This is a genomic window from Gordonia polyisoprenivorans NBRC 16320 = JCM 10675 (genome assembly GCF_000241325.1).
GTDB lineage: Bacteria > Actinomycetota > Actinomycetes > Mycobacteriales > Mycobacteriaceae > Gordonia > Gordonia polyisoprenivorans.
The window spans coordinates 1-19,393 of record NZ_BAEI01000067.1 but is presented as its reverse complement, the minus strand read 5'-3'; the positions used below and the strand labels follow the sequence as shown (position 1 = coordinate 19,393).

19 protein-coding genes are annotated in these 19,393 nt (G+C 66.2%); 8 read left to right on the top strand and 11 right to left on the bottom strand.

What is annotated here, in order from left to right; all coding sequences use genetic code 11:
* Window positions 1-83: 83 nt before the first annotated feature.
* The gene (locus tag GOPIP_RS17380) at window positions 84-1,547 is read left to right on the top strand and encodes an alpha/beta hydrolase (protein ID WP_006371057.1); all 1,464 of its coding nucleotides are present in this window, start codon (window positions 84-86) and stop codon (window positions 1,545-1,547) included.
* Here the strand turns inward: GOPIP_RS17380 and GOPIP_RS17375 are convergent.
* Together GOPIP_RS17375 and GOPIP_RS17370 are read right to left on the bottom strand one after the other, a co-directional pair.
* Complete coding sequence (locus GOPIP_RS17375) at window positions 1,534-2,472, bottom strand: amino acid--[acyl-carrier-protein] ligase (RefSeq protein WP_006371056.1); 939 nt, start codon at window positions 2,470-2,472, stop codon at window positions 1,534-1,536. The two genes, GOPIP_RS17380 and GOPIP_RS17375, sit on opposite strands and share 14 nt — an antisense overlap.
* A gap of 93 nt (window positions 2,473-2,565) precedes the next feature.
* On the bottom strand, window positions 2,566-3,708 hold the full coding sequence (locus tag GOPIP_RS17370; RefSeq protein WP_006371055.1) for an acyl-CoA dehydrogenase family protein: 1,143 nt from the start codon (window positions 3,706-3,708) through the stop codon (window positions 2,566-2,568).
* A 279-nt stretch (window positions 3,709-3,987) separates the two neighbouring features.
* Between GOPIP_RS17370 and GOPIP_RS17365 the strand changes: the two genes are divergently transcribed.
* The 4 genes from GOPIP_RS17365 to GOPIP_RS17350 are packed head-to-tail and all read left to right on the top strand — an operon-like array spanning window position 3,988 to window position 8,088.
* Window positions 3,988-4,233, top strand: a complete 246-nt coding sequence (locus tag GOPIP_RS17365; RefSeq protein ID WP_006371054.1) for an acyl carrier protein — start codon at window positions 3,988-3,990, stop codon at window positions 4,231-4,233.
* Window positions 4,230-5,195 (top strand): DUF1839 family protein, encoded by a 966-nt coding sequence (locus GOPIP_RS17360; RefSeq protein WP_006371053.1) that lies wholly within the window; start codon window positions 4,230-4,232, stop codon window positions 5,193-5,195. Before GOPIP_RS17365 ends, GOPIP_RS17360 begins: the two co-directional genes overlap by 4 nt.
* On the top strand, window positions 5,195-7,693 hold the full coding sequence (locus GOPIP_RS17355; RefSeq protein WP_006371052.1) for a glycoside hydrolase family 2 protein: 2,499 nt from the start codon (window positions 5,195-5,197) through the stop codon (window positions 7,691-7,693). Before GOPIP_RS17360 ends, GOPIP_RS17355 begins: the two co-directional genes overlap by 1 nt.
* Window positions 7,690-8,088: a holo-ACP synthase gene (locus GOPIP_RS17350; RefSeq protein WP_006371051.1), complete on the top strand. Its 399-nt coding sequence runs from the start codon at window positions 7,690-7,692 to the stop codon at window positions 8,086-8,088. The genes GOPIP_RS17355 and GOPIP_RS17350 overlap by 4 nt, the downstream gene beginning before the upstream one ends.
* Before the next feature lie 30 nt (window positions 8,089-8,118).
* Here the strand turns inward: GOPIP_RS17350 and menE are convergent, their stop codons facing one another.
* The 5 genes from menE to GOPIP_RS17325 all read right to left on the bottom strand — a co-directional run bounded on the left by menE (window position 8,119) and on the right by GOPIP_RS17325 (window position 11,802).
* Window positions 8,119-9,258, bottom strand: coding sequence for an o-succinylbenzoate--CoA ligase (menE, locus tag GOPIP_RS17345; RefSeq protein ID WP_081482523.1), 1,140 nt, complete (start codon window positions 9,256-9,258; stop codon window positions 8,119-8,121).
* A 35-nt stretch (window positions 9,259-9,293) separates the two neighbouring features.
* Window positions 9,294-9,776 (bottom strand): DUF3349 domain-containing protein, encoded by a 483-nt coding sequence (locus GOPIP_RS17340; RefSeq protein WP_006371049.1) that lies wholly within the window; start codon window positions 9,774-9,776, stop codon window positions 9,294-9,296.
* Window positions 9,777-9,927: 151 nt separating this feature from the next.
* Window positions 9,928-10,236, bottom strand: coding sequence for a DUF3349 domain-containing protein (locus GOPIP_RS17335; RefSeq protein WP_006371048.1), 309 nt, complete (start codon window positions 10,234-10,236; stop codon window positions 9,928-9,930).
* A gap of 37 nt (window positions 10,237-10,273) precedes the next feature.
* Window positions 10,274-10,558, bottom strand: coding sequence for a hypothetical protein (locus GOPIP_RS17330; RefSeq protein WP_006371047.1), 285 nt, complete (start codon window positions 10,556-10,558; stop codon window positions 10,274-10,276).
* A gap of 23 nt (window positions 10,559-10,581) precedes the next feature.
* Window positions 10,582-11,802 (bottom strand): inorganic phosphate transporter, encoded by a 1,221-nt coding sequence (locus GOPIP_RS17325; protein WP_006371046.1) that lies wholly within the window; start codon window positions 11,800-11,802, stop codon window positions 10,582-10,584.
* 214 nt (window positions 11,803-12,016) lie between these two features.
* Here GOPIP_RS17325 and GOPIP_RS17320 point away from each other — a divergent pair, with 214 nt between their 5' ends.
* From GOPIP_RS17320 to GOPIP_RS17310, 3 genes are all read left to right on the top strand, one after another.
* On the top strand, window positions 12,017-13,078 hold the full coding sequence (locus GOPIP_RS17320) for an LLM class F420-dependent oxidoreductase (protein WP_035728334.1): 1,062 nt from the start codon (window positions 12,017-12,019) through the stop codon (window positions 13,076-13,078).
* Between the two features lie 29 nt (window positions 13,079-13,107).
* Entirely contained in the window at window positions 13,108-14,859 is a 1,752-nt protein-coding gene (locus tag GOPIP_RS17315) for an alpha/beta hydrolase family protein (RefSeq protein ID WP_006371044.1), read from the top strand.
* A gap of 148 nt (window positions 14,860-15,007) precedes the next feature.
* Window positions 15,008-16,507 (top strand): IS1634 family transposase, encoded by a 1,500-nt coding sequence (locus GOPIP_RS17310; protein ID WP_006371043.1) that lies wholly within the window; start codon window positions 15,008-15,010, stop codon window positions 16,505-16,507.
* A 141-nt stretch (window positions 16,508-16,648) separates the two neighbouring features.
* Here GOPIP_RS17310 and GOPIP_RS28330 read toward each other — a convergent pair whose 3' ends face one another.
* From GOPIP_RS28330 to GOPIP_RS17290, 4 genes are all read right to left on the bottom strand, one after another.
* Window positions 16,649-17,389, bottom strand: a complete 741-nt coding sequence (locus tag GOPIP_RS28330) for a class I SAM-dependent methyltransferase (RefSeq protein ID WP_081482522.1) — start codon at window positions 17,387-17,389, stop codon at window positions 16,649-16,651.
* 175 nt (window positions 17,390-17,564) lie between these two features.
* Window positions 17,565-18,125 (bottom strand): YdcF family protein, encoded by a 561-nt coding sequence (locus GOPIP_RS17300; RefSeq protein ID WP_006371040.1) that lies wholly within the window; start codon window positions 18,123-18,125, stop codon window positions 17,565-17,567.
* Window positions 18,126-18,202: 77 nt separating this feature from the next.
* Window positions 18,203-19,168: a GDP-L-fucose synthase family protein gene (locus tag GOPIP_RS17295; protein WP_006371039.1), complete on the bottom strand. Its 966-nt coding sequence runs from the start codon at window positions 19,166-19,168 to the stop codon at window positions 18,203-18,205.
* Window positions 19,169-19,172: 4 nt separating this feature from the next.
* Window positions 19,173-19,393: GDP-mannose 4,6-dehydratase (locus GOPIP_RS17290; RefSeq protein WP_006371038.1), on the bottom strand; the 221-nt coding region annotated here is incomplete at its 5' end.

Sequence of the window (19,393 nt, the reverse complement as noted above, 5' to 3'; positions counted from 1 at the left end):
TGTGCTGTCCGTAATGTTCCCTGCGGCAACGAGACGGTGGTTGCCGTCGATCCGGGTCGGGGGAGATCTCGGAAGGCTCAGTCATGCGTGGTGGGGGATTCGGTGTGCGGCGGCGCGTGGTCACCGCACTGGTGGTGGTGACGTCGACGGCCGCGGCGCTGATCGGGGTGGCGGGACAGGCGCGTGCGGTCGACCCGGATACCCTTCGTCCGGGATGCGAGTGGCGGACCCCGGACGAGGAGGCCCAGCACATCCAGACGTGCACCCTCTACTCGGAGGCGTTGGGTCGCAACGTCGTCGTGCAGGTGCGGGCATCGGATCAGGCACCGGGCCAGACCGAGCAGGCCGTGTACTTCCTCGACGGCCTGGGCTCGAACGACGAGTACAACAACTGGGCGACGCCGACCTCGGGTGCGGTGGCCGCCTACAGCACCAGCTACAACCTGGTGATGCCCGCCGGTGGCAAGGGCGAGTGGGACACCAACTGGCAGTCGGCGCCGACCGGCAGTACCACTGCACCGCAATGGGATACCTTCCTCGGTGAGGAACTGCCCGCCTACCTGAACGAGAACTTCGACATCGGGACGTCGGACAACGCGATCGTCGGTGTCTCGATGTCCGGGGCGCCCGCGGTCATCGTCGCGCTGAACCACCCCGAGGTGTTCGCCGTGGCGCGCTCGTACTCGGGTTTCTACGAGACCAACAACCCGCTGGGGTGGGTACTCATCCCGATCATCCAGACCGCGCGCGCCGACATCGACAACGGTCTGTCAGCGATGTGGGGACTCCCGCTGAGCGAGGGCAACACCTGGGCCGACAACGACGTCCTGAGCCGGATCGCCGAGGCGAAGGCCAACGGGCAGACCATCATCATCTCCACCGGCAACGGCATCCCGTCGGTCGGTGAACTCCAGCTCGCCTGGCAAACGCTGCAACAACAACCACTTGTGTTGTGGCCGATCCTCATTCCCGGCGCCCTCGTCACCGAGCTACTCGGCGTCGGATTGGAGGTCGGTGCGCTCACGTCGACGGTGATCCTCAACGCCGCCGCCCAGCGGATGGACCTGCCGGTCCACTTCACCTACTCCAACGGCGGGCACAACTGGTTCTCCTGGGCATCGACCCAGCCGTCGGACGCCGCCCAGATCGAAGCGGATCTGGCGGCGGCTGCCCAGAAATCGGCAGCGCAGAAGTCCGCAGCGCAGAAGTCGGCCGCCCAGACATCGGCGGCCCAAGAGTCGGCGGCGCAGCGGGTGATCGCGCCGCAGGTGCAACAGCAGGCGGCGGCCGCCGAGGTGACCACGTCCCAGCCCACCCCGACTCCCGCTGCGGCCCCGGCTGTCGAGGTGTCCCCGTCGGAGCCCACCCCGACTCCCGCTGCGGCCCCGGCTGCCCAGCCCACCACCACAGAGCCCACGACCCCCACCGAGGCCCCGGCTGCGCACCCCACCACAGCTGCAGATGTAACAGAAGGTGCCGCCGAGGCGACACCTTCTGCTACATCTGCGCCGGCGGCGACGCCGGTTGTGGCGGCTACTGCCGGCTGAGGCCGAGTTCGTTGAGCACGTCGGCGGGCCACTGCGAGATCGTGGTGCCGTGATTGGTCAACAGTGCCAAGGCGATACGTTCCATGCCGAAGCCCACGCAGGCGCTGTGGGCGACCTCGCCGTCAGCGGTGTGAATCGCGAAATTCTCGCCGAAATGCTCGCGGTGGCAGTTGCACGAGACGACGGCGGTGCCGTCGTCGAGGTCGCCGTAGAGGCGTACCACGAGTTCGGTCTTCAGGTTCTCCTCGATCTGGTTGGTGGCCAGCAGGCGTCCCGCACGACCGAAGAACGGGTCGTTGGCCGGTACCGCCTCGGGCTTGAGACCGAGGCTGGTGAGCACGTCGAGGCCTCGCGGAATCCACGAATCACGATGTGCTGCAGCAGAATCGGGGTCGCCGACGTAGACGTACTCGTGCATGCGGAAGGCCTGCATGCGAGCCGGGTCGATGGCTGGCTCGTGCCGGAAGCAGTAGCCGTACACATCGAAGCGTGAACCGCCATCGGGGAGCTCGCCGGAGATGGTGTTGTAGAGCGGATGACAGGCCGCCGACACCAGCATGGTCCCGGCGGACGCCAGGTGCCCGTCCCACGGCCGGCCCTCGTCACGGTCGGCCAGCAGCGCCCGGTGCTCCTTGTTGTCGCCGAGGAAGGTCGAGATGGCACCGGTCAGCTGCGGGAACGACGCGATGTAATCGGTCTTCTCGAAGGATGTCCGGGGGAACACCGGGGGAAAGCGCAGGCGTTTCGCACCGTCGGTGCCGTACACCGACCGGCCGGTGCGCCGGACGACGCCGTCGATTCCGTCGATGATGTCTTCGAACGTTCCGCTGCGGCCGTACAGTCCGTCGACGCCGGTCGGGATGAGTAACCCCTCCGCGATCAGTCGATCGCGGAACTCGGCACGCGCGTTGTCGAGTTCATTCACCTGTGGTGCTCCATTTTCATTACGGGGACGTAGGCATTCTGCCCGTGTGCATCAATGCCCATCATGGTCGCTGAAGTCATGGCTGTGCGTGCGCTATTTGCGCAATGCCAGGACCAGCTGCGAGTTATTGGCGCGAATACGCTCGTTGGACACCATCAGTGCCGGCCCGTAGGCGTCGCGCAGCAGTCGGCCCATCGACGCCGGGTGGTCTTCCCGGTATCCGTTGATCCCGCAGATCGCCAGTGCGCCGGCCACCACCTCGACGACGCGCGTCGACGCCATGATCTTGAGATTGTTCATCGCCAGGGCGAAGCCGATCGTCGTCTCGTTCTCGTCGCTGTCCAAAAACGTCTGGTACCGCCGGATCTCGTTGGTCACCGAACTCTCAAACGACTGATGCTCGACGAGCAGATCCGCGAATTTCAGTGCCTGCGGCGGCGGGGTGCCGGCGCTCTTGCGGGCCGCGGCGCGCACCTGGTCGCGAGTCTTGGCGATCGCGGCGTCGGCAATACCCAGCCACACCGACGACCACAAGGTGTGCGAACCGGGCAACATGGTGTGCGCGGAAATGGTTGCATAATCAACCGGCACGATATTCGTGACAGATGTCTCGGTTTTCAAGATGAATCCCGGGCTGCACGTGCCGCGGAATCCCAAAGTGTCCCAAGAAGATGTGGGCTCGAGGGTGGTCTGGTCCTTCGGACAGACCACAAGAACCTGGTCGCTCGGCGGGCTGTCGGGGGAGCGACGGGCGGTGGTGCAGATGTAATCGGCGAATTCTCCGTAGGAGATCACCGGGGCGTTTTTCTCCAGGCGAGCACGGTCACCGTCGACCTCGACAGCGCACGTCGACGTCCGGACGTCACCACCGGTGGTGATCTCGGTGGTGGCCGATGCGAGGAGCGATTCGTCGGTGGCGACCTGCCTCGTCAGCTCGGCGATATCACCCTGGGCACCGTGAAACCGCAGCGTAAGGGCCTGAGTGTGGTGCATCGCGAAGATCATTGCCGCAGAACTGCAGGCGGCGCCGATCTGGCGTGCGACGGCGGCGAGCTCGGTGATCGAGGCCGACCGACCACCGAGTTCGGTCGGCAGCGAGCACGACAGAAGTCCTGCATCGCGCATGGCCTCGACGGCCTCGTGAGGGAATCGGGCGTTCCGGTCGACATCATCGGCGGCCGGGGCAGCGGCTTTGACCACGGCTGACGCGTCGAGCTGGGCAGATTGCGCGGGCATGGGTGTACTCCAGAGAAAAATGGTTATGGATGAGAAAACGGTCCCGCAATCCCCACGTCGCGGTCGTTGTCACAGCGCGAGTAGGACTGCGCAGCGATGGTTAGTGTATCTTCTACCTGCGACATCGGCAACGATTGCCAAGGTGACGAAGGCTTTTGGGGACTTTCGGCACTGGTCTTGCCGGAATACATTTCGGCTGTGGCGTGGAAAGTAACGTAATCGTCCGCCGAATCGACAGTTGAAGCGCAGCCACGCTCCCTAACCCAGAGGACCACAACAATGGAAGAAAAGATCCGCGAAATCCTCGCGGCACACGGCAAATTGGCCGTCGCCGCGGATTCTTTCGGAACCGCCGACGACTTGTTCACCCTGGGCTTCACCTCGCACGCCAGCGTGAACGTGATGCTCGCTCTCGAGGACGAGTTCGACGTCGAGTTTCCCGACGAGACGCTGAAGAAGGCCACGTTCACCTCGATCGACTCGATGGCAGCGGTCGTCCGCAAGTTGGTGGCCGAGGCGGCATGACCGCCGAGGCACCCACTCTGCTCGACGTCGTCGAGGATCGCGGTTCGCATCCCAGCCACTCCGGGGACCGGATCTGGCCGGAGACGAACTGCTACCTCGATCTGTGGATCGAGCTCCTGCACACGCTCGGGCACGACCCGGTACCGATGTACGCGTGTGCGCTCTCGGCCGATCACGACGGCGAGCAGTGGACCTTCGTCAAGCCCGACCCCGCCGACATCCGCGACCTCTACGGCCTGCAGGTCGCCGAGGAGACCCTGTGGCGGCCGGTCCTCGACACCGTCGAGAGCGGCCGTGCGCGGGGGCTTCTGCACACCGTCGAGGTCGATAGCTGGTGGTTGCCGGACACCGCGGGCACCGACTACCGCTCGGGCCACGTCAAGACGACGATCGTTCCGCTGCGGGTCGATCGAACCGCAGGGCAGATGACCTACGTGCACAACAGTGGCGTGCATCAGCTCGAGGGCGACGACTTCGTCGGCGTGTTCAATCTGGGCCCCACCTCGGAATGGGTGCTGTTGCCCTACGTCGAGCAGGTGCGCAGGATCGGCCCCGCCGACGCTGCAGTCGATGCGTTGACGATCGTTCGTGCCCACCTCGACCGTCGACCCGCCGCCAATCCGGTCAAGGCGCTCACCGAGACGGTCGCCGCCGCGGTGGACTGGCTGCCCGACGCCGGTGTCGAGGTGTTCCATGTCTGGGCGTTCGCGACGCTGCGGCAGTCCGGCGCCACCGCCGAGATCGCCGCAGACCTCGCCGACCGGTTGCCCGACTTCGGCGCCGAGGGCGGCGAGCGTGCGGCGCCGTTGCTGCGTGAGGTCGCCTCGAGCGCGAAGGCGGTGCAGTTCAAGATGGCTCGTGCCGCCCGCGGACGCAAGGTCGACGTCTCCGAGACGATGGCCACGATGGCCGACAACTGGCAGCAGGCACTGGACATCATCGACGCGAGCGTGCGCCGCTGATGGTCGAGGCACGGTGGCGGCTGGTTCGTGGTGTGCCGTCCGCCGAGCCCGATCCGGCGGTCCTCGACGACGCAACCCTGCCGTCGATGGAGATCGCCGCACCCGGTCCGGTGGGTCACCTGGTGGCCGGTTCCGAGCTCGAACCGGCCGACCCCGACACCGTCGACGACTCCGACTGGTGGCTGGTGGCAATGGTCACCGTCGAGCGCTCCGGCGTCGTCGACTTCGAAGGATTGACGCCGCCGGGCGCGGTGTTCGTCGACCGCGTCCACGTCGCCGACGTCGAGTCGATGTTCCTGCCCGTGCGGTGTCCGATGACGGCGGGCACCCACGAGATCGCGATCTGGTCCGGTTCGTTGCGCACGTGGCTGTCGCGCAGACGCCCTCGCGGACGTTGGCGTTCCACGCTGGTCTCGGCGCAGGGAATGCGTTGGGCGCGAACATCTTTGATTGGACGGGCTCCGGTCTACGGCGGGGTGCCGCCGGTCGTCGGCGCGTGGCGTCCGGTGGTCGTGCGACCTGGGCCGCAAGTGGAACTGTGCTCGGTCGGCGTCGACTCCGATACCGGCCGCGTCGACGTGTGTGCCCGGTGGACGGGTGCGGAAGCCCCCGACGTGGCGACGGTCGAGGTGCTCGACGAGGCGGGAGCCACCGTCGCGGTCGGTGATCTGTGCGCCCGTGTGGGGTCTCCGGCCGAGCTGGTCGGTCAGGTGGCGCTGGCCGAGCCCCGACGCTGGTATCCGCACGGCTACGGTGACCCGGCCACGTACCGGCTGCGGATCACCGCGGGCGGGGTGTCCGCCGAACGTCGCATCGGATTCCGTACCGTGCGGGCCGAGCGTGCCAGAGGTGCTTTCCGGTTGTCGGTCAACGAGATCGACGTCTTCTGCCGTGGTGCGGTGTGGGTGCCGCCGGACCCGCGGGCGATGACCGCCGACCGCGAAATGATCCGCGAGCAGCTGCTCGTGCTGCGCGACGCCGGCGCGAACGTGGTGCGGGTGATGGGTGGCTTCACCCCCGAACAAGCCGAGTTCTATGAGTTGTGTGCCGAACTCGGCATGCTCGTGTGGCAGGACGCGATGCTGACCACCTTCGATCCGCCGGAGGATCTCGACGACGTGGTGTGCGCGGAGGTCGATCACCTGCTGACCCGGCACGCGGGCAACCCCGCGCTCGCGGTGGTCAGTGGTGGTAGCGAAACCCTGCAGCAGCCCGAGATGATGGGCGTCGCCAGCGAATCCCTATCTCTGCCGCTTATCGAGACGAAGCTGCGCGGCGTCGTCGAGCGCGTCAGCGGAGTTCCGTACGTCGTGGCGAGCCCGTCGTCGTGGTCCGACGACACCGAGGCTCCGACGCCGCTGGCGATTCGCTCCGACAACGGGATCGCCCATTGGTTCGGTGTCGGTGGCTACATGAACGGGCTCGACGACGTCCGTACCGCGGGTGTGCGTTTCGCCGCCGAATCCCTGGCGTTCGCCATCCCGGCGTCCGACGAGGCCGTGGAGTCGGACTTCGGTTCGCTCGGCGCCGCCGGCCAGCACCCGGACTGGAAACGTGGGGTTCCACGGGACCGGACCGCCTCCTGGGACTTCGAGGATGTTCGCGACTTCTACGTCCGTGAAGTGTTCGGTGTGGATCCGCTGCAGGTCCGTCGCGTTGATCCCGGACGCTACCTGCAACTCGGCCGGCTCGCCGTCGCCGAGGCGATGGTGAACTGCTACCGGTTCTGGCGACGCCCGGACTCGGGATGCGCAGGGGCACTGGTGTTGAACGCCAAGGACTTACGCCCCGGGGCGGGGTGGGGGCTGCTCGATCACCGGGGAACCGCGAAACTGCCGCTCGCCGCGCTGGCCAGGGTCTGGGCGCCGGTGGCGCTCACGATCGACAACTGCGGTCAGCGCGGACTGCGCATCGACCTGCACAACGACACCGCAGACGAACTCGCCGGCATCGTGCGGTTGCGTGCCGTCGACGACGCGGGGCGGGTGGTGGTCGAGGGCGAGTCCGCGATCGTCGTCGAACCACGGTCGTCGGTGACGAGAGCCGACGCCGACCTCACCGGTGCCTTCACCGATTTGTCACACGCCTACCGGTTCGGGCCGCCAGTTGCCGCGGCGGTACTCGTCGAGTTCGTCGTCGGGGAGCAGGTGATGCGTCGCGATGCGCTGATCGTGGCGCCGCTCGCCGCGCCCATCCGGTCGGGGTTGAGAGCGCAGGCCCGCACCGACGACGCCGGCGGATGGCTGATCGACGTCCGAGCCGAGACCAGCCTGCGCTACGTCTGTCTGAACGTGCCCGGATGGGTGTTGTCGGACAACTGTTTTCACCTCGTCGCCGAGCACACCCACACGATCCGCGCCACGCCGGCGGACGGGACGGCACCGCAGGCGTCGGGGCCCCGGGGCGCAGTCTCGTCGATCGATGCGCGGGAGACCGTGGCCGTCGTGGCCCCTGCAGTCGTGGCGTCCACTGCTGTCGGCCCTTCTGCGGCGTCATGAGGATCTCCGTCGGGTGCGATCTGGTCGACGTCGCCGACGTCGCCGAGTCGGTCGCGCAGTTCGGCGACCGTTACCTGCGGCGCATCTACACCGAACGGGAGATCGCGGCGTGTGCCGGGCCGGCGTTCGCCGAACGTCTGGCGGCGCGGTTCGCGGCCAAGGAAGCGGTGATCAAGGCATTGACGATCGTCGACGCCCCAACGCCGCTGACCGAGATCGAGATCGTCGGCGCCGGTGGGGTGCCGAGGATCGAACTCACCGGCAGCGTGGGAAGGCTCGCCGAACAGCGTGGCTGGAACGGCGCATCGGTGTCGTTGTCGCACACCGCGACCCAGGCCATGGCGATGGTCGCGGGCTTCGTGAGTGATCCACCCTCCGACGCCGTCCCGACGTAGCAGAACGTCACGCCCTGGGCGAACCTTCTGCTACGTCTGCGGCGTCAACCGGGTGCGGAGTGTGCGTCGATCAACCTTACCCGGGCCGCGGGTGGGCAACTCTGCCACGACGATCACCTCGCGCGGTGCGGCGTAGCGATCGAGCCGCTCGGTGACCGCGTCCCGAAGGCGTTGTGCGTCCACCGCACCCGAATCGGACTCCACCACGACGGCCACCACCTTCTCGCCGAGACGCGCGTCGGGCAGCCCGATCACGGCGCATTCGGCGACCGCGGGGTCCTCGACGATGACTGCCTCGACGACCTGCGGGAGGATCGTGAGCCCGCCGGAGGAGATGGCTTCGTCGGCGCGGCCGATGATCCGTAGGACGCCGTCGTCGACACGTCCGAGGTCGTCGGTGCGGAAGGTGCCCGGCGTGGCGAAGGCCGGATGGTCGGGGAGCAGGCGATAGCCCTGCGCGACCATCGGTCCGGTGAGTTCGACGCGCCCGACGCCGTCGGCGCTCGCCCCGTCCAGGGTGATCTGCATGCCGTGCAACGGAATACCGTCGTAGACGCAACCGCCCGCGGTCTCACTCATCCCATAGGTGCGCACGATCGGGATGCCCGCGTCGATCGCTTTGTGCAGCAACGGCTGTGGAGTGGCTGCGCCGCCGACGAGCAGGGCGTCGACGTCGGCGAGCGCGGCCGTCGCGCGCGGCGAGTCGAGGACCTTGACGAGTTGGGTGGGCACCAGTGAGGTGTAGCGGCGCGGACCCTCGAAACGATCGAGGGTGTCGGCGAAGGCATCGGGATCGAAACCCGCCGACAGATCGAGGACGGCCGGGATGTGCCCGGCGGCCAACGCGCGCAACAACACCTGCAATCCGGCGATGTGGTGCGGCGGCAGCGCGAGAAGCCAATTGCCCTCGCCGCCGAGATGGTCGGCGGTCGCGCGGGCCGAGGCGGCGAGGGTGGCGGGCGTGTGCTGCGAGCCCTTGGGGGTGCCGGTGCTCCCGGAGGTCGCGATGATCAGCGAGACGTCGTCGACGACGTCGGACCCGATTCCGAAGGCGTCGTGCAGGATTCGCGACTCACGATCGGACTCCGGGACCGGCGCGAAGGCCGCCGAGCCGTCGAGGATGGCGCGCAGGTCGTCGAGATGGTCGAGGACCTGCGGTCCGGACGGCAGGGGGAGAGGACGCAGTACCAGAGGACGGAGGGGTTTCAGGGCTGGTCCTCGTCGGGGGTGGGCGGGTCTCGAGGCTCGTCGCTGGCGCTCCTCGCACCCCGACCATCGGGGAACGGCTCGTCGCTATCGCTCCTCGCACCTCGACCATCGGGAGAAGGTTCGTCGCTGGCGCTCCTCGCGCCTCGACCATCGGGGGGAGGGGAGGGCGGGTTCAGCGGGGAGTCGTCGAAGGGGAAGCCGTGCTCTTCGAGGTACTGCTGCACGCGCGCGAGGTCGGCCTCGTGTGGGAGTTCCTGGGTGACCGCGGAGATCTTGACCCCGGCGTCGATCTTCGAGATGGGTTCCGGTGGTGGGGCCGCCTCGTTGATGAGTTCACCCGACACATGCTCGACCTCGTCCTCGGACAGTTGTCGTCGGAGGATGGCCAGGAGCGGTACGTAGTCGTGGTCGGGCACGCCCTGTGGATATCCGGCGCGCAACCACGCGATGATCCTGGCGACCAGCGGTCGATCGGACATCACGCACCCCCTTCTCGTATGCGGGCCCAACCCTCCGCCGATTGTAGGACGCAAGCTGAGTGGGCCGATTGATGGATATGCAGCGAACAACCCGGCGCCTGGCAAGCAGGTCGTCCGGGTTGTTCGGCGCCCCATGGGCGCTGGATCGAACTCAGGCTGTTGCCGGTGAGGCGGCCAGGGGCCAGCCGACGGCGGCCAGCCGAGCCGCCACCTGGTTGATCTCCGCATCGGTCGGCTGAGCCTCGGTGACCTCGAGGATCGCCTGCTTGATGCGCTCCGGGGTCACCGGGGAATCCGAGGAGCCTTCCTTGGCCAGGACGAGTGCCACGTTGGTGACCTCTTCCTCGGTCAGGGTGCGCATCAGCAGGGCGAGCAGGGGCGGGAAATCGGTGGGCGGAATGCCTTCCGGATACCCCTTGCGAATCCAGTTGATGGCTGAGTCGAACAGTGAAGAGGACATGATCGCCTTTCTCGGTGTGGACGAGATGTCTGGAGGATCAGCTGTAGGCCCAGTCGGGGAAGATCTGCCAGTCGAAGTAGTAGGAGAGTGTCTGGCGGGTGACCCACAGCAGACCGACCACGATCGCGGCGACGACGATGGCGAAGAACAGATAGCCCAGGGCCTTCAGGGCCGGATTGGGCGCGCTGACCGTGCCGTCGGCGTTGGCGTCACCGGCGCCGGCCGAGTGCAGCCGCATGCCGATGGCGAAGAGCGCGGGCAGTCCGGCACCGAAGATCATGCCGATGACGAGAACCTTGAGGATGGCTTCGAGGATGTCCATGAGTGTGAGGTCCTTCCCAGCCGTCAGGCGAGGGTGGCGGGCTTGTCGGCGGAAGCGTCGTCGGCCGGGATGATCGAGTTGGTGGACTCGTCCCATTCGGCGTTGACGTTGTTGGAGTCGACCTTGTTCTGCTGTGCGCGCCAGTACATGTAGCTCGAGGCGGCCACCAGCAGAATGAAGATGACGATCGCGCCGGTGACGTCACCGAGCAGATGTCCCAGGCCGTAGCAGACGGCGCCGACGATGCCGGCGGCCGGCAGCGTGGTGACCCAGGCGACGACCATGCGGGCCGCGACCGACCAGCGGACCTGCGCGCCCTTCTTGCCGACACCGGAACCGAGGATCGAGCCGGTGGCGACCTGGGTGGTCGACAGTGCCATGCCGGCGGCGCTCGAGGTCAGGATGATCGCGGCCGACGAGGCCTCGGCGGCCATGCCCTGCGGGGAGGTGATCTCGACGAGTCCCTTGCCCAGCGTGCGGATGATGCGCCAGCCGCCCAGGTAGGTACCGAGGGCGATCGCCGCGGCGCAGCTGAACACGACCCAGATGGGCAGGCCGTGCTTGACCGAGGAGGCGTCGAGGTGGTTGGTGGAGATCAGAGCGAGGGCGATGACACCCATCGTCTTCTGTGCGTCACCGGTGCCGTGGGCCAGCGAGACCAGCGAGGCGGTGACGATCTGGCCGGAGCGGAACCCGCTTTCCTGGCGTGAGACAAGCACTTTCGCGGTGATCTTGAAGACCAGCCAGGTGCCGACCGCGGCCACCGCGCACGCGATGAACGGAGATGCCAGCGCCGGGATGATGATCTTGGAGAGCACGCCGTGCCAGTCGATGCCGCTGGTGCCCATGGCTGCGATACCGGAGCCGATGAGTCCGCCGAACAGGGCGTGGCTGGAGCTCGAGGGCAGGCCGAACAGCCAGGTGAAGAGGTTCCACAGGATGCCGCCGATGAGGCCGGCGAAGATGATCAACAGGGCTTCATTGGCGCTGATGCCGCCGACGAGTCCGCCCGACTTGCTCTGCAGGTGTAAGACGTTCTTGGTGATGGTGGCAGCGACCTCGACAGAGAGGAACGCACCCACCAGGTTCAGTATCGCCGACAACCCGACGGCGACCTTGGGCTTGAGTGCGCCGGTGGCGATGGAGGTCGCCATGGCGTTGCCGGTGTCGTGGAATCCGTTGGTGAAGTCGAAGCCCAGTGCTGTGATGATCAACAGCACGAGAATCAGCATCTCTCCGCTCATGGGCAATATCATGCGTCCGCGGGTGCCGATCTGCATAAATTTCGCTCAGGCAACCATTGTGCAGATCGGCATCATGACCTGCGTGTTTGCCCTCTTCGTCGGGTTGTTCATCTACTGTTCATCCAACTGCACCCACGGGTACACCGAAGCCGGCGCGAGCGAACGATCGCACGGGCCTCTGTGGACGGGTCGCGGTGTGGAAGAATTCGGCGTCATGACGTCGATGAAGCTGGGCATGCCGATCAACTACGCCGGTGATTTCCGCGAGACGATGGACAATCTCGCCGACTTCGAGAAGGCCGGCGTCGCCCGGGTCACCGTCCCCGAGGCGTACAGCTTCGACGCGGTCAGTCAGCTCGGTTACATCGCCGCCAAGACCGAGAAGATGGAACTGCAGACCGGCATCCTGCCGATGTTCTCGCGTACCCCGTCGAATCTCGCGATGACCGCCGCGGGAATGGATTACATCAGTGGCGGGCGGTTCATCCTGGGCATCGGGGCGTCGGGGCCGCAGGTGATCGAGGGCTTCCACGGCGTCAAATATGACTACCCCGTCGGCCGGGCCCGGGAGAACGCCGAGATCTGCCGGATGATCTGGCGCCGGGAAAAGACCGACTACCAGGGCCGTCACTACACCCTGCCGCTGACGAAAGAAGACGGCGGCACCGGATTGGGCAAGGCCCTCAAGATCATCAATCACCCTGTGCGTGATCGCATTCCGATGCTCCTTGCCGCGATCGGACCGAAGAACACCGAGCTGGCCGCCGAGCTCTTCGAGGAGTTCCAGCCGTTCCTGTTCCACCCCGAGTACGTCGAGGCGGCCTTCGGTGAGCCGCTCGCGGCCGGCAAGGCCAAGCGCGATCCGTCGCTGGGCGAGTTGGGGATCGTGGTGCAGGCGAGCGCACTGATCTCCGAGGACGCCGAGCAGATCGAGGTCGCGATGCAACATGTGCGCAACCACGCCGCTCTCTACATCGGCGGGATGGGTGCACGTGGCAAGAACTTCTACAACACCCTCGCGGTGCGCTACGGCTACGCCGACGAGGCCAAGCTGATCCAGGATCTCTACCTCGACGGCAAGAAGGCCGAGGCCGCGGCCGCGGTGCCCGACGACCTGGTGCGGGCGATGAGCCTGATCGGTCCGCGCTCGCTGGTGGCCGAACGCGTCGAGGCGTTCGCCAAGTCGGGTGTCACCGTGGTCCTGGCGGGGCCGCTGGCGCCCACGCACGCGCAGCGGGTGGCGACCATGGAAGGATTGTCGGAAATTCTCGGGTAGCAACCCGGGCGGTGGTCGAAAGGGATCTCGTGACGGCGACAGTGCGCGCTGATGTGGACATCGTCAGCTCGGCAACATATTTCGGAGATCCGCAGGCGCCGCTCTTCGGTGTGGTGTCCCGTCCGGCCGACGACCTCGTGCGCGGCGGCATCGTGGTGTGCGGCTCGCTGGGCAAGGAGCATGCTCAGACACCGCGTGGGATGAAGTATCTCGCCGAGCATCTCGCCGCCCGCGGCTTCCTGGTGCTTCGCTTCGACTATGCGAACACCGGAGAATCGGCCGGACCGCAACAGGATCCGCATGCGGTCGACCGATGGATGGCGAGCATCCGGACCGCGGTGGACACGGTCCGGGAATTCGGTGTCCCCGACGTCGGGGTGATCGGGCTCCGAGCCGGCGCACTGCTCATCACGCAGGACGCCGAGCTGGTCGCGGATCTCGACACGTTGGTGCTGTGGGATCCGGTGGCCAAGGGTAGACAGTTCGTCCGCGCCCAGAAGGCGCTGTACACGGTCATCAGTTCGGCCGACGCCGACGCATCGGTCGCCGACGTCGCCGAGGATCCCGACCGTGATCTGGTGAACCTGGCAGGCCAAACCCTGCATGCCGACGCGGCGGCGCAACTGTCGGCGATGCGACTGCGGACCGAGCCGGTGACGGCACGTCCGGCCGGGACGACTGTCGCCTTCCTCCGCGAGACCGATCAAACCGGCGCGGTGGCCACCGCGCTCACCGACGCAGGCACGCCCGTCGAATCCTGCGGCGACCCGACATATTTCCTCGAGCCGATGAATCCGTCCTATGTCTCGATCCCCGAGGAACTCGACCAGATCGTCGAGTGGTTCGACCAGCGATATGCCGACGCCGCGCCCCGTGCGGTCACCGTGGATACGCAACCGCAGGCGATCGTCGCGCACACCGTGGATGGCCGGCCGATCGAGACGCGGGTCTACACCGCCCCGAGCGGTGCGGTGGTGTGGGACACCGCGATCGCCGGCCATCACGACGCCGCCGACAAGGTGGTGATCAGCCACTCGATCGGGCATGACAGTCGTATCGGACCCGCCCGCCTGTGGGCCGAACTGTCCCTGGATGTCGCAAGCCGTGGCGGGCGGATGCTGCGCTTCGACCGTGTCGGGGTGGGTGAGTCGGGTCGCGCTCGCAAGGCGGACGTCTTCATCGACCTCTACACCGACGGCTATGTGGCCCGCGGAGTACAGATCATGGAGTCGCTGCGGCTTCCCGCCGGGGCGCAGGTCGTACACACCGGTATCTGCGTGGGGTCGTGGATGTCGGCGCATGCGGCGCTGAACACGCGAGAAGTGTTGGGCCAGAACGTGTCACCGACTGCAGTCCTGGTCAACCCGCTGATGTGGCGGCTTCGTCCGGGCATCACCTACAGTCCGCGCGCACTGGAGTTCAACACGTTTGGTAGTCGGGCCCGGCGGCGGCTGATCCAACTCGTCGGCGAGTACGCCACTCCCACGATTCGCCGACTGACGCCCCGACGATGGCACGACACGATCGGCCGGGCGCCGATTCTCCAGATGCCCGAGGCGTTGTGCGACTCGCTCTGGGCGCACGGCGCGCAGCTCGCACTGGTACTCGGCCCCGAGGACTATGCGTACTTCGATTCGCTCGGTGGTCCGCGGGCACTGGCCACCGGTCGAGCGCAGGTTCGGATCACCCGGTCGTCGGAGGGTGACCACTCCGCCTACAACGCGAGGCTGCGGGCGGCTGCCAAACAGGCGTGTCTGGACGCGCTCGATCTGACGTCCTGACGCTGTGCGTGTCAGCCGTCCAGGTGGGCGGCGACAACGGTGAAACCTGACTTGGCTCATTTTTCGTGATTTCGTCGATCGCGGGGCTGTGACCTGGGGTGATGGGTGTCGGGGTGGACACTAACGGCGGGGGTTTTAGGCTGCTGGGGTGGCGTTTGTGCGGACGGTGAAGACCAAGTCGGGGGCGACGGCGGTCCAGATCGTGCACTCCAACCGTCGTGGGTCCCGACAGATCGAGCACATCGGCTCAGCTCATACCGATGCGGAGTTGGCGGCGTTGAAGGCCGCAGCCGCTGATCGGTTGGCTGCCGGGCAGCAGCAACTCGACCTCGGGCTGGTCTCGGCGTCGGGAGCAGGACCGCTGCCGATCACCAGTTCCCGGATGGCGGTGTTGCTGGATGCGATCACCGCGGTGTACGACGAACTCGGATTCTCCTCGATCCCGAACTCTGACAGCGTATTCGGTGATCTGGTGGCCGCAAGGATCATCGAACCCACCAGCAAACTCGATTCCCTGCGGGTGCTCGCCGAAGCCGGTGTCACCCCGGCCTCATACGCGACGGTGAAACGACGTTTACCCATCTACGCCGATACGGCGTGGCGTCAGGAGCTGGCGAAAGCATGTGCCGCGCAATCGAATCTGGGACCTACCACGCTGTGTTTGTACGATGTCACCACCTTGTACTTCGAGACCGACAAGGCGGATGGGTTCCGCGAACCCGGATTCTCCAAGGAGCGGCGCCTCGAACCGCAGGTCACCGTCGGGTTGCTCACCGACGCCACGGGATTCCCATTGATGATGGAAGCCTTCGCCGGGAACAAAGCCGAGACGTTGACGATGATGCCCACCCTGACCGCGTTCATCGCCGCCCACCAGCTGACCGATGTGACGGTGGTGGCCGATGCCGGCATGATCTGCGCGGCGAACATGAAGGCCATCGAAGAAGCTGGGTTGTCGTTCATCCTGGGTGAGAAAATCCCCAGCGTCCCGTACCAGATTCAGAAGTGGCACAGGAACAATCCGAACTCCACCCCCGAAGACGGACTGACGCTGACCCAGCCACTGCCGGCGAACTCCAAGACCAGCTACCGCCGACATCGGGTGGTGTACTACCGCTACAGTGCCGATCGGGCGCGACGCAGCATCCGGGGTATCAACGAACAGATCGCCAAAGCCGAGAAGACAGTGGAAGGCAAGATCCCGGTCAAACGCAACCGGTTCGTCAAGCTCAAAGGCGGTGACCGAACTGTCAACCGGGAGCTGGAAATCAAGGCACGCACCCTAGCAGGATGGAAGGCCTATGCCACCAACATCGACTCCCCGACACCCGAATTCGTGATCGGCTCCTACCACCAACTGTGGCGGATCGAGAAGAGTTTTCGGATGTCGAAGTCCGATCTGTCCGCACGCCCGATCTTCCATCACCTCGAGGACTCCATCCGGGCCCATCTGGCTGTGGTATTCGCCGCGCTGGCCATCACCAGGATCATCGAAACGCGCACCGGCTGGTCGATCAAGAAGTTCGTCACCACCGCCCGCCGCTACCGCACCGTCACCATCCAAGCCGGCGAACAGACCCTCACCGCCGCCGATTCACTACCCGACGACCTCCGCGACGCAATCATCGCGATCCGAGGTGGACACTAAATTGAGCCAAGTCAGGCGAGGCTGCGGGCGGCTGCCAAACAGGCGTGTCTGGACGCGCTCGATCTGACGTCCTGACGCTGTGCGTGTCAGCCGTCCAGGTGGGCGGCGACAACGGTGAAATTGTCGGCCCCGGTGGTCTCGTCACCCGCGTGGAGGAGGCGTCCGTCGGTCGCGAAGATGGCCTCGGCGCGCAGACCGGCGGCCGTGAGTGACGCGGTGATGTCGTCGAGAGTGGTGAAGTGCACGATCAGCCCGTAGTCGTGGGCGGCGAGCGGGCCGATCGCCCATTGTCCGTTGTCGGTTCACGAGTGAACCCGGCCGCAGGACCCGACGAGCCACCGCGGTGGCGATGGCACGTGGTGATCGGTCGATGGGGCGGGTGGGGCGATGCAGTTGCCCGGGATGCTCTCCGAACGACGGGCCGTACCGGTTCAGGGTGGAGAAGACGATCCGCCCGTCGTGCTCGAGATGGTCGGCGAATTGCGCGAGTGCCACTATCCGGTCGTCGTGCGCAAGACTGTCGATGCCGTTGTTGCTGAACATGATCAAGCCGAAATCGCGGCCCGACAGCGCGGTCAGGTCCCGGGCGTCGAGGCATTCCGCCTCGATTCCCGGATGGTGCGTGCGGAACTCATCGAGCATCGCCGACGAATAGTCGACGGCGAGGTAGCGATCGCTCAACAGGCGCAGCATCCCGGTCGTGCGACCGGCGCCGACGCCGATGTCGAGAATGGGACGTCCGCGGCAGACCTCGGCGACCCACAGCAGTGCCGCGCGTTCACCGGCGTCGAGAAACCCGGTCGCGCTGACGAATTGGGCGCCGTAGTCGCCGACGATGCGCGCCGCGGAGAACGCCCCCCGATTGTGTTGCGCAATGTCCATGTGTCCTCGCAGAGCCGTGTTGTCGGCTCGCCGACCGACTGAATCCCCTGCGCGAGGATACGCCTCGGAATCGGGCTGTCGCCGTACAGAAGTCCTGCGAAGGTCGTTCAGTCTCACTGTTGATTTGCTGTGTGTCAACGTATTTGCGTGAGAAGGGTGGTTGCGAGAGGAGCGGTCACCCGTCGTTGCAGCCGAGCACCCACGCCTTTGCCAGCGCGATGTACTGGTACGGATACACCGTGAACCAGTCCACCGGACCCGAGGGATAGACGCGCGGCACACTGTGCATCACGACGTCTCCGGAGAAACACTGACCGAAGATGTAGCGCGCACGGACGAGGTGAAAACGCCAGCTCACCACGATCACGGTGTGCCACCCGTATTTCTTGGCCATGTCCTGGACGTACATGGCCTCGCCGCGGGTGGTCGAGGGGTTCGGGACGAAGCAGATGACCTTGATCTTCGCCGTGCTCGAGTCGCAGTAGTGCTGCATCATCGTTTTGTCGCGGTCGTAATTGGGCCAGCTGCTGTCGTACGGGTTGGACAGCAAGACGGTGTCGGCGTAGCCCTGCCGCGCGAGATCGATCCCGTACTGTTCGCGACCGTCGTGCTCTCCGCCGAGGACGACGATCGCGTCGGCGTGACGCAGCTGATCGCCGTGGTCTCGGTCGAAGAGTTGGTGGCCGACGATCAGATAACTCGCGAGCAGCACGAGGACGACGAGCACCGTGGGCACGACGACTCGTCGGCGTCTCAGGCGCGCCAGTCGCCTCCGCTTGGCGGGGGGTTGATCGGGAGTCGGTGTGTCCGGACTCACGTACGCAGCGAGGTGATGTTGTCGCGATACCACTGCACCGTATCCGCGATCCCGTCTGCCAACTCGATCTGCGGGGACCATCCACTCGCGCGCAGGGTGCTCACGTCGAGGAGTTTGCGCGGTGTCCCGTCGGGTTTCGACGTGTCCCACTCGGTCTCGCCCGTGTACCCGACGGCGTCGGCGACGAACCCGGCGATCTCGCGCAGGGTGTGATCGACGCCGGTTCCGACGTTGACCTGCTGGGGCCCGTCGAAGTGATCGAGCAGATGCAGACAGGCCGAGGCCATATCGTCCACATGGAGGAATTCTCGGCGCGGAGTGCCGCTGCCCCAGTTCGTCACGCTCGGCGTCCCGGCCAGTCGCGCGTCCTCGTAACGACGGATCAACGCGGGCAGCACGTGGGAACCGGTCGGGGAGAAGTTGTCACCGGGACCATAGAGATTGGTGGGCATCGCCGAGATCCACGGCAGTCCGTACTCGCGGCGGGCCGCCTGGATGTGCAGGATGCCGGCGATCTTGGCGATCGCATACGCATCATTGGTCGGCTCGAGCGCCCCGGTCAGCAGGGCGTCCTCACGAATGGGTTGCTCGGCGAACTTGGGGTAGATGCACGAGGAACCGAGGAACAGCAGCCGGGGCGTGCGTTGGGCCACCGCGGCGTCCAGCACACTGGTCTGGACCTGCAGGTTCTCCGAGAGGAACTCAACCGGGTAGGTGCTGTTGGCCAGGATGCCGCCGACTCGTGCCGCGGCGAGGATGACCGTCTGCGGCTGGTGCTGGTCGAAGAAATCGAACACCGCGGCGCGATCGGTGAGTTCCAGTTCGTCGTGCGTCGCGCCGATCAGGTCGGAGAATCCCGCCTTCTCGAACTGCCGCCAGATCGCCGACCCCACGAGACCCCGGTGTCCTGCGATGTAGGTCTTCGCGTTGCGGTCGAGGGGTCCGATACTCTGCTCGCCCATCGATTCAGCTTCCCCAGCTCGCGAGGACCGGCTTGTCGATCCATGGTTTGCCCTCGCATTCGAGCGCCGCGATGTCGGCGTCGACCATGATCCGGGCGAGGTCGGGGGTGTGGACGGTCGGGCGCCATCCGAGGACACGGTCGGCTTTGGACGCGTCACCGACCAGTGCGTCGACCTCGGTGGGACGCAGATAGCGTTCGTCGAATCGCACGTGCTGCTCCCAGT

What these genes read in the sequence shown, in the direction of transcription:
- GOPIP_RS17380 (WP_006371057.1), top strand. Translation starts at nt 84, where the DNA reads ATGCGTGGTGGGGGATTCGGTGTGCGGCGGCGCGTGGTCACCGCACTG.
- GOPIP_RS17370 (WP_006371055.1), bottom strand. Translation starts at nt 3,708, where the DNA reads ATGCCCGCGCAATCTGCCCAGCTCGACGCGTCAGCCGTGGTCAAAGCC.
- GOPIP_RS17365 (WP_006371054.1), top strand. Translation starts at nt 3,988, where the DNA reads ATGGAAGAAAAGATCCGCGAAATCCTCGCGGCACACGGCAAATTGGCC.
- GOPIP_RS17360 (WP_006371053.1), top strand. Translation starts at nt 4,230, where the DNA reads ATGACCGCCGAGGCACCCACTCTGCTCGACGTCGTCGAGGATCGCGGT.
- GOPIP_RS17355 (WP_006371052.1), top strand. Translation starts at nt 5,195, where the DNA reads ATGGTCGAGGCACGGTGGCGGCTGGTTCGTGGTGTGCCGTCCGCCGAG.
- GOPIP_RS17350 (WP_006371051.1), top strand. Translation starts at nt 7,690, where the DNA reads ATGAGGATCTCCGTCGGGTGCGATCTGGTCGACGTCGCCGACGTCGCC.
- GOPIP_RS17340 (WP_006371049.1), bottom strand. Translation starts at nt 9,776, where the DNA reads ATGTCCGATCGACCGCTGGTCGCCAGGATCATCGCGTGGTTGCGCGCC.
- GOPIP_RS17335 (WP_006371048.1), bottom strand. Translation starts at nt 10,236, where the DNA reads ATGTCCTCTTCACTGTTCGACTCAGCCATCAACTGGATTCGCAAGGGG.
- GOPIP_RS17330 (WP_006371047.1), bottom strand. Translation starts at nt 10,558, where the DNA reads ATGGACATCCTCGAAGCCATCCTCAAGGTTCTCGTCATCGGCATGATC.
- GOPIP_RS17325 (WP_006371046.1), bottom strand. Translation starts at nt 11,802, where the DNA reads ATGAGCGGAGAGATGCTGATTCTCGTGCTGTTGATCATCACAGCACTG.
- GOPIP_RS17320 (WP_035728334.1), top strand. Translation starts at nt 12,017, where the DNA reads ATGACGTCGATGAAGCTGGGCATGCCGATCAACTACGCCGGTGATTTC.
- GOPIP_RS28330 (WP_081482522.1), bottom strand. Translation starts at nt 17,389, where the DNA reads ATGGACATTGCGCAACACAATCGGGGGGCGTTCTCCGCGGCGCGCATC.
- GOPIP_RS17295 (WP_006371039.1), bottom strand. Translation starts at nt 19,168, where the DNA reads ATGGGCGAGCAGAGTATCGGACCCCTCGACCGCAACGCGAAGACCTAC.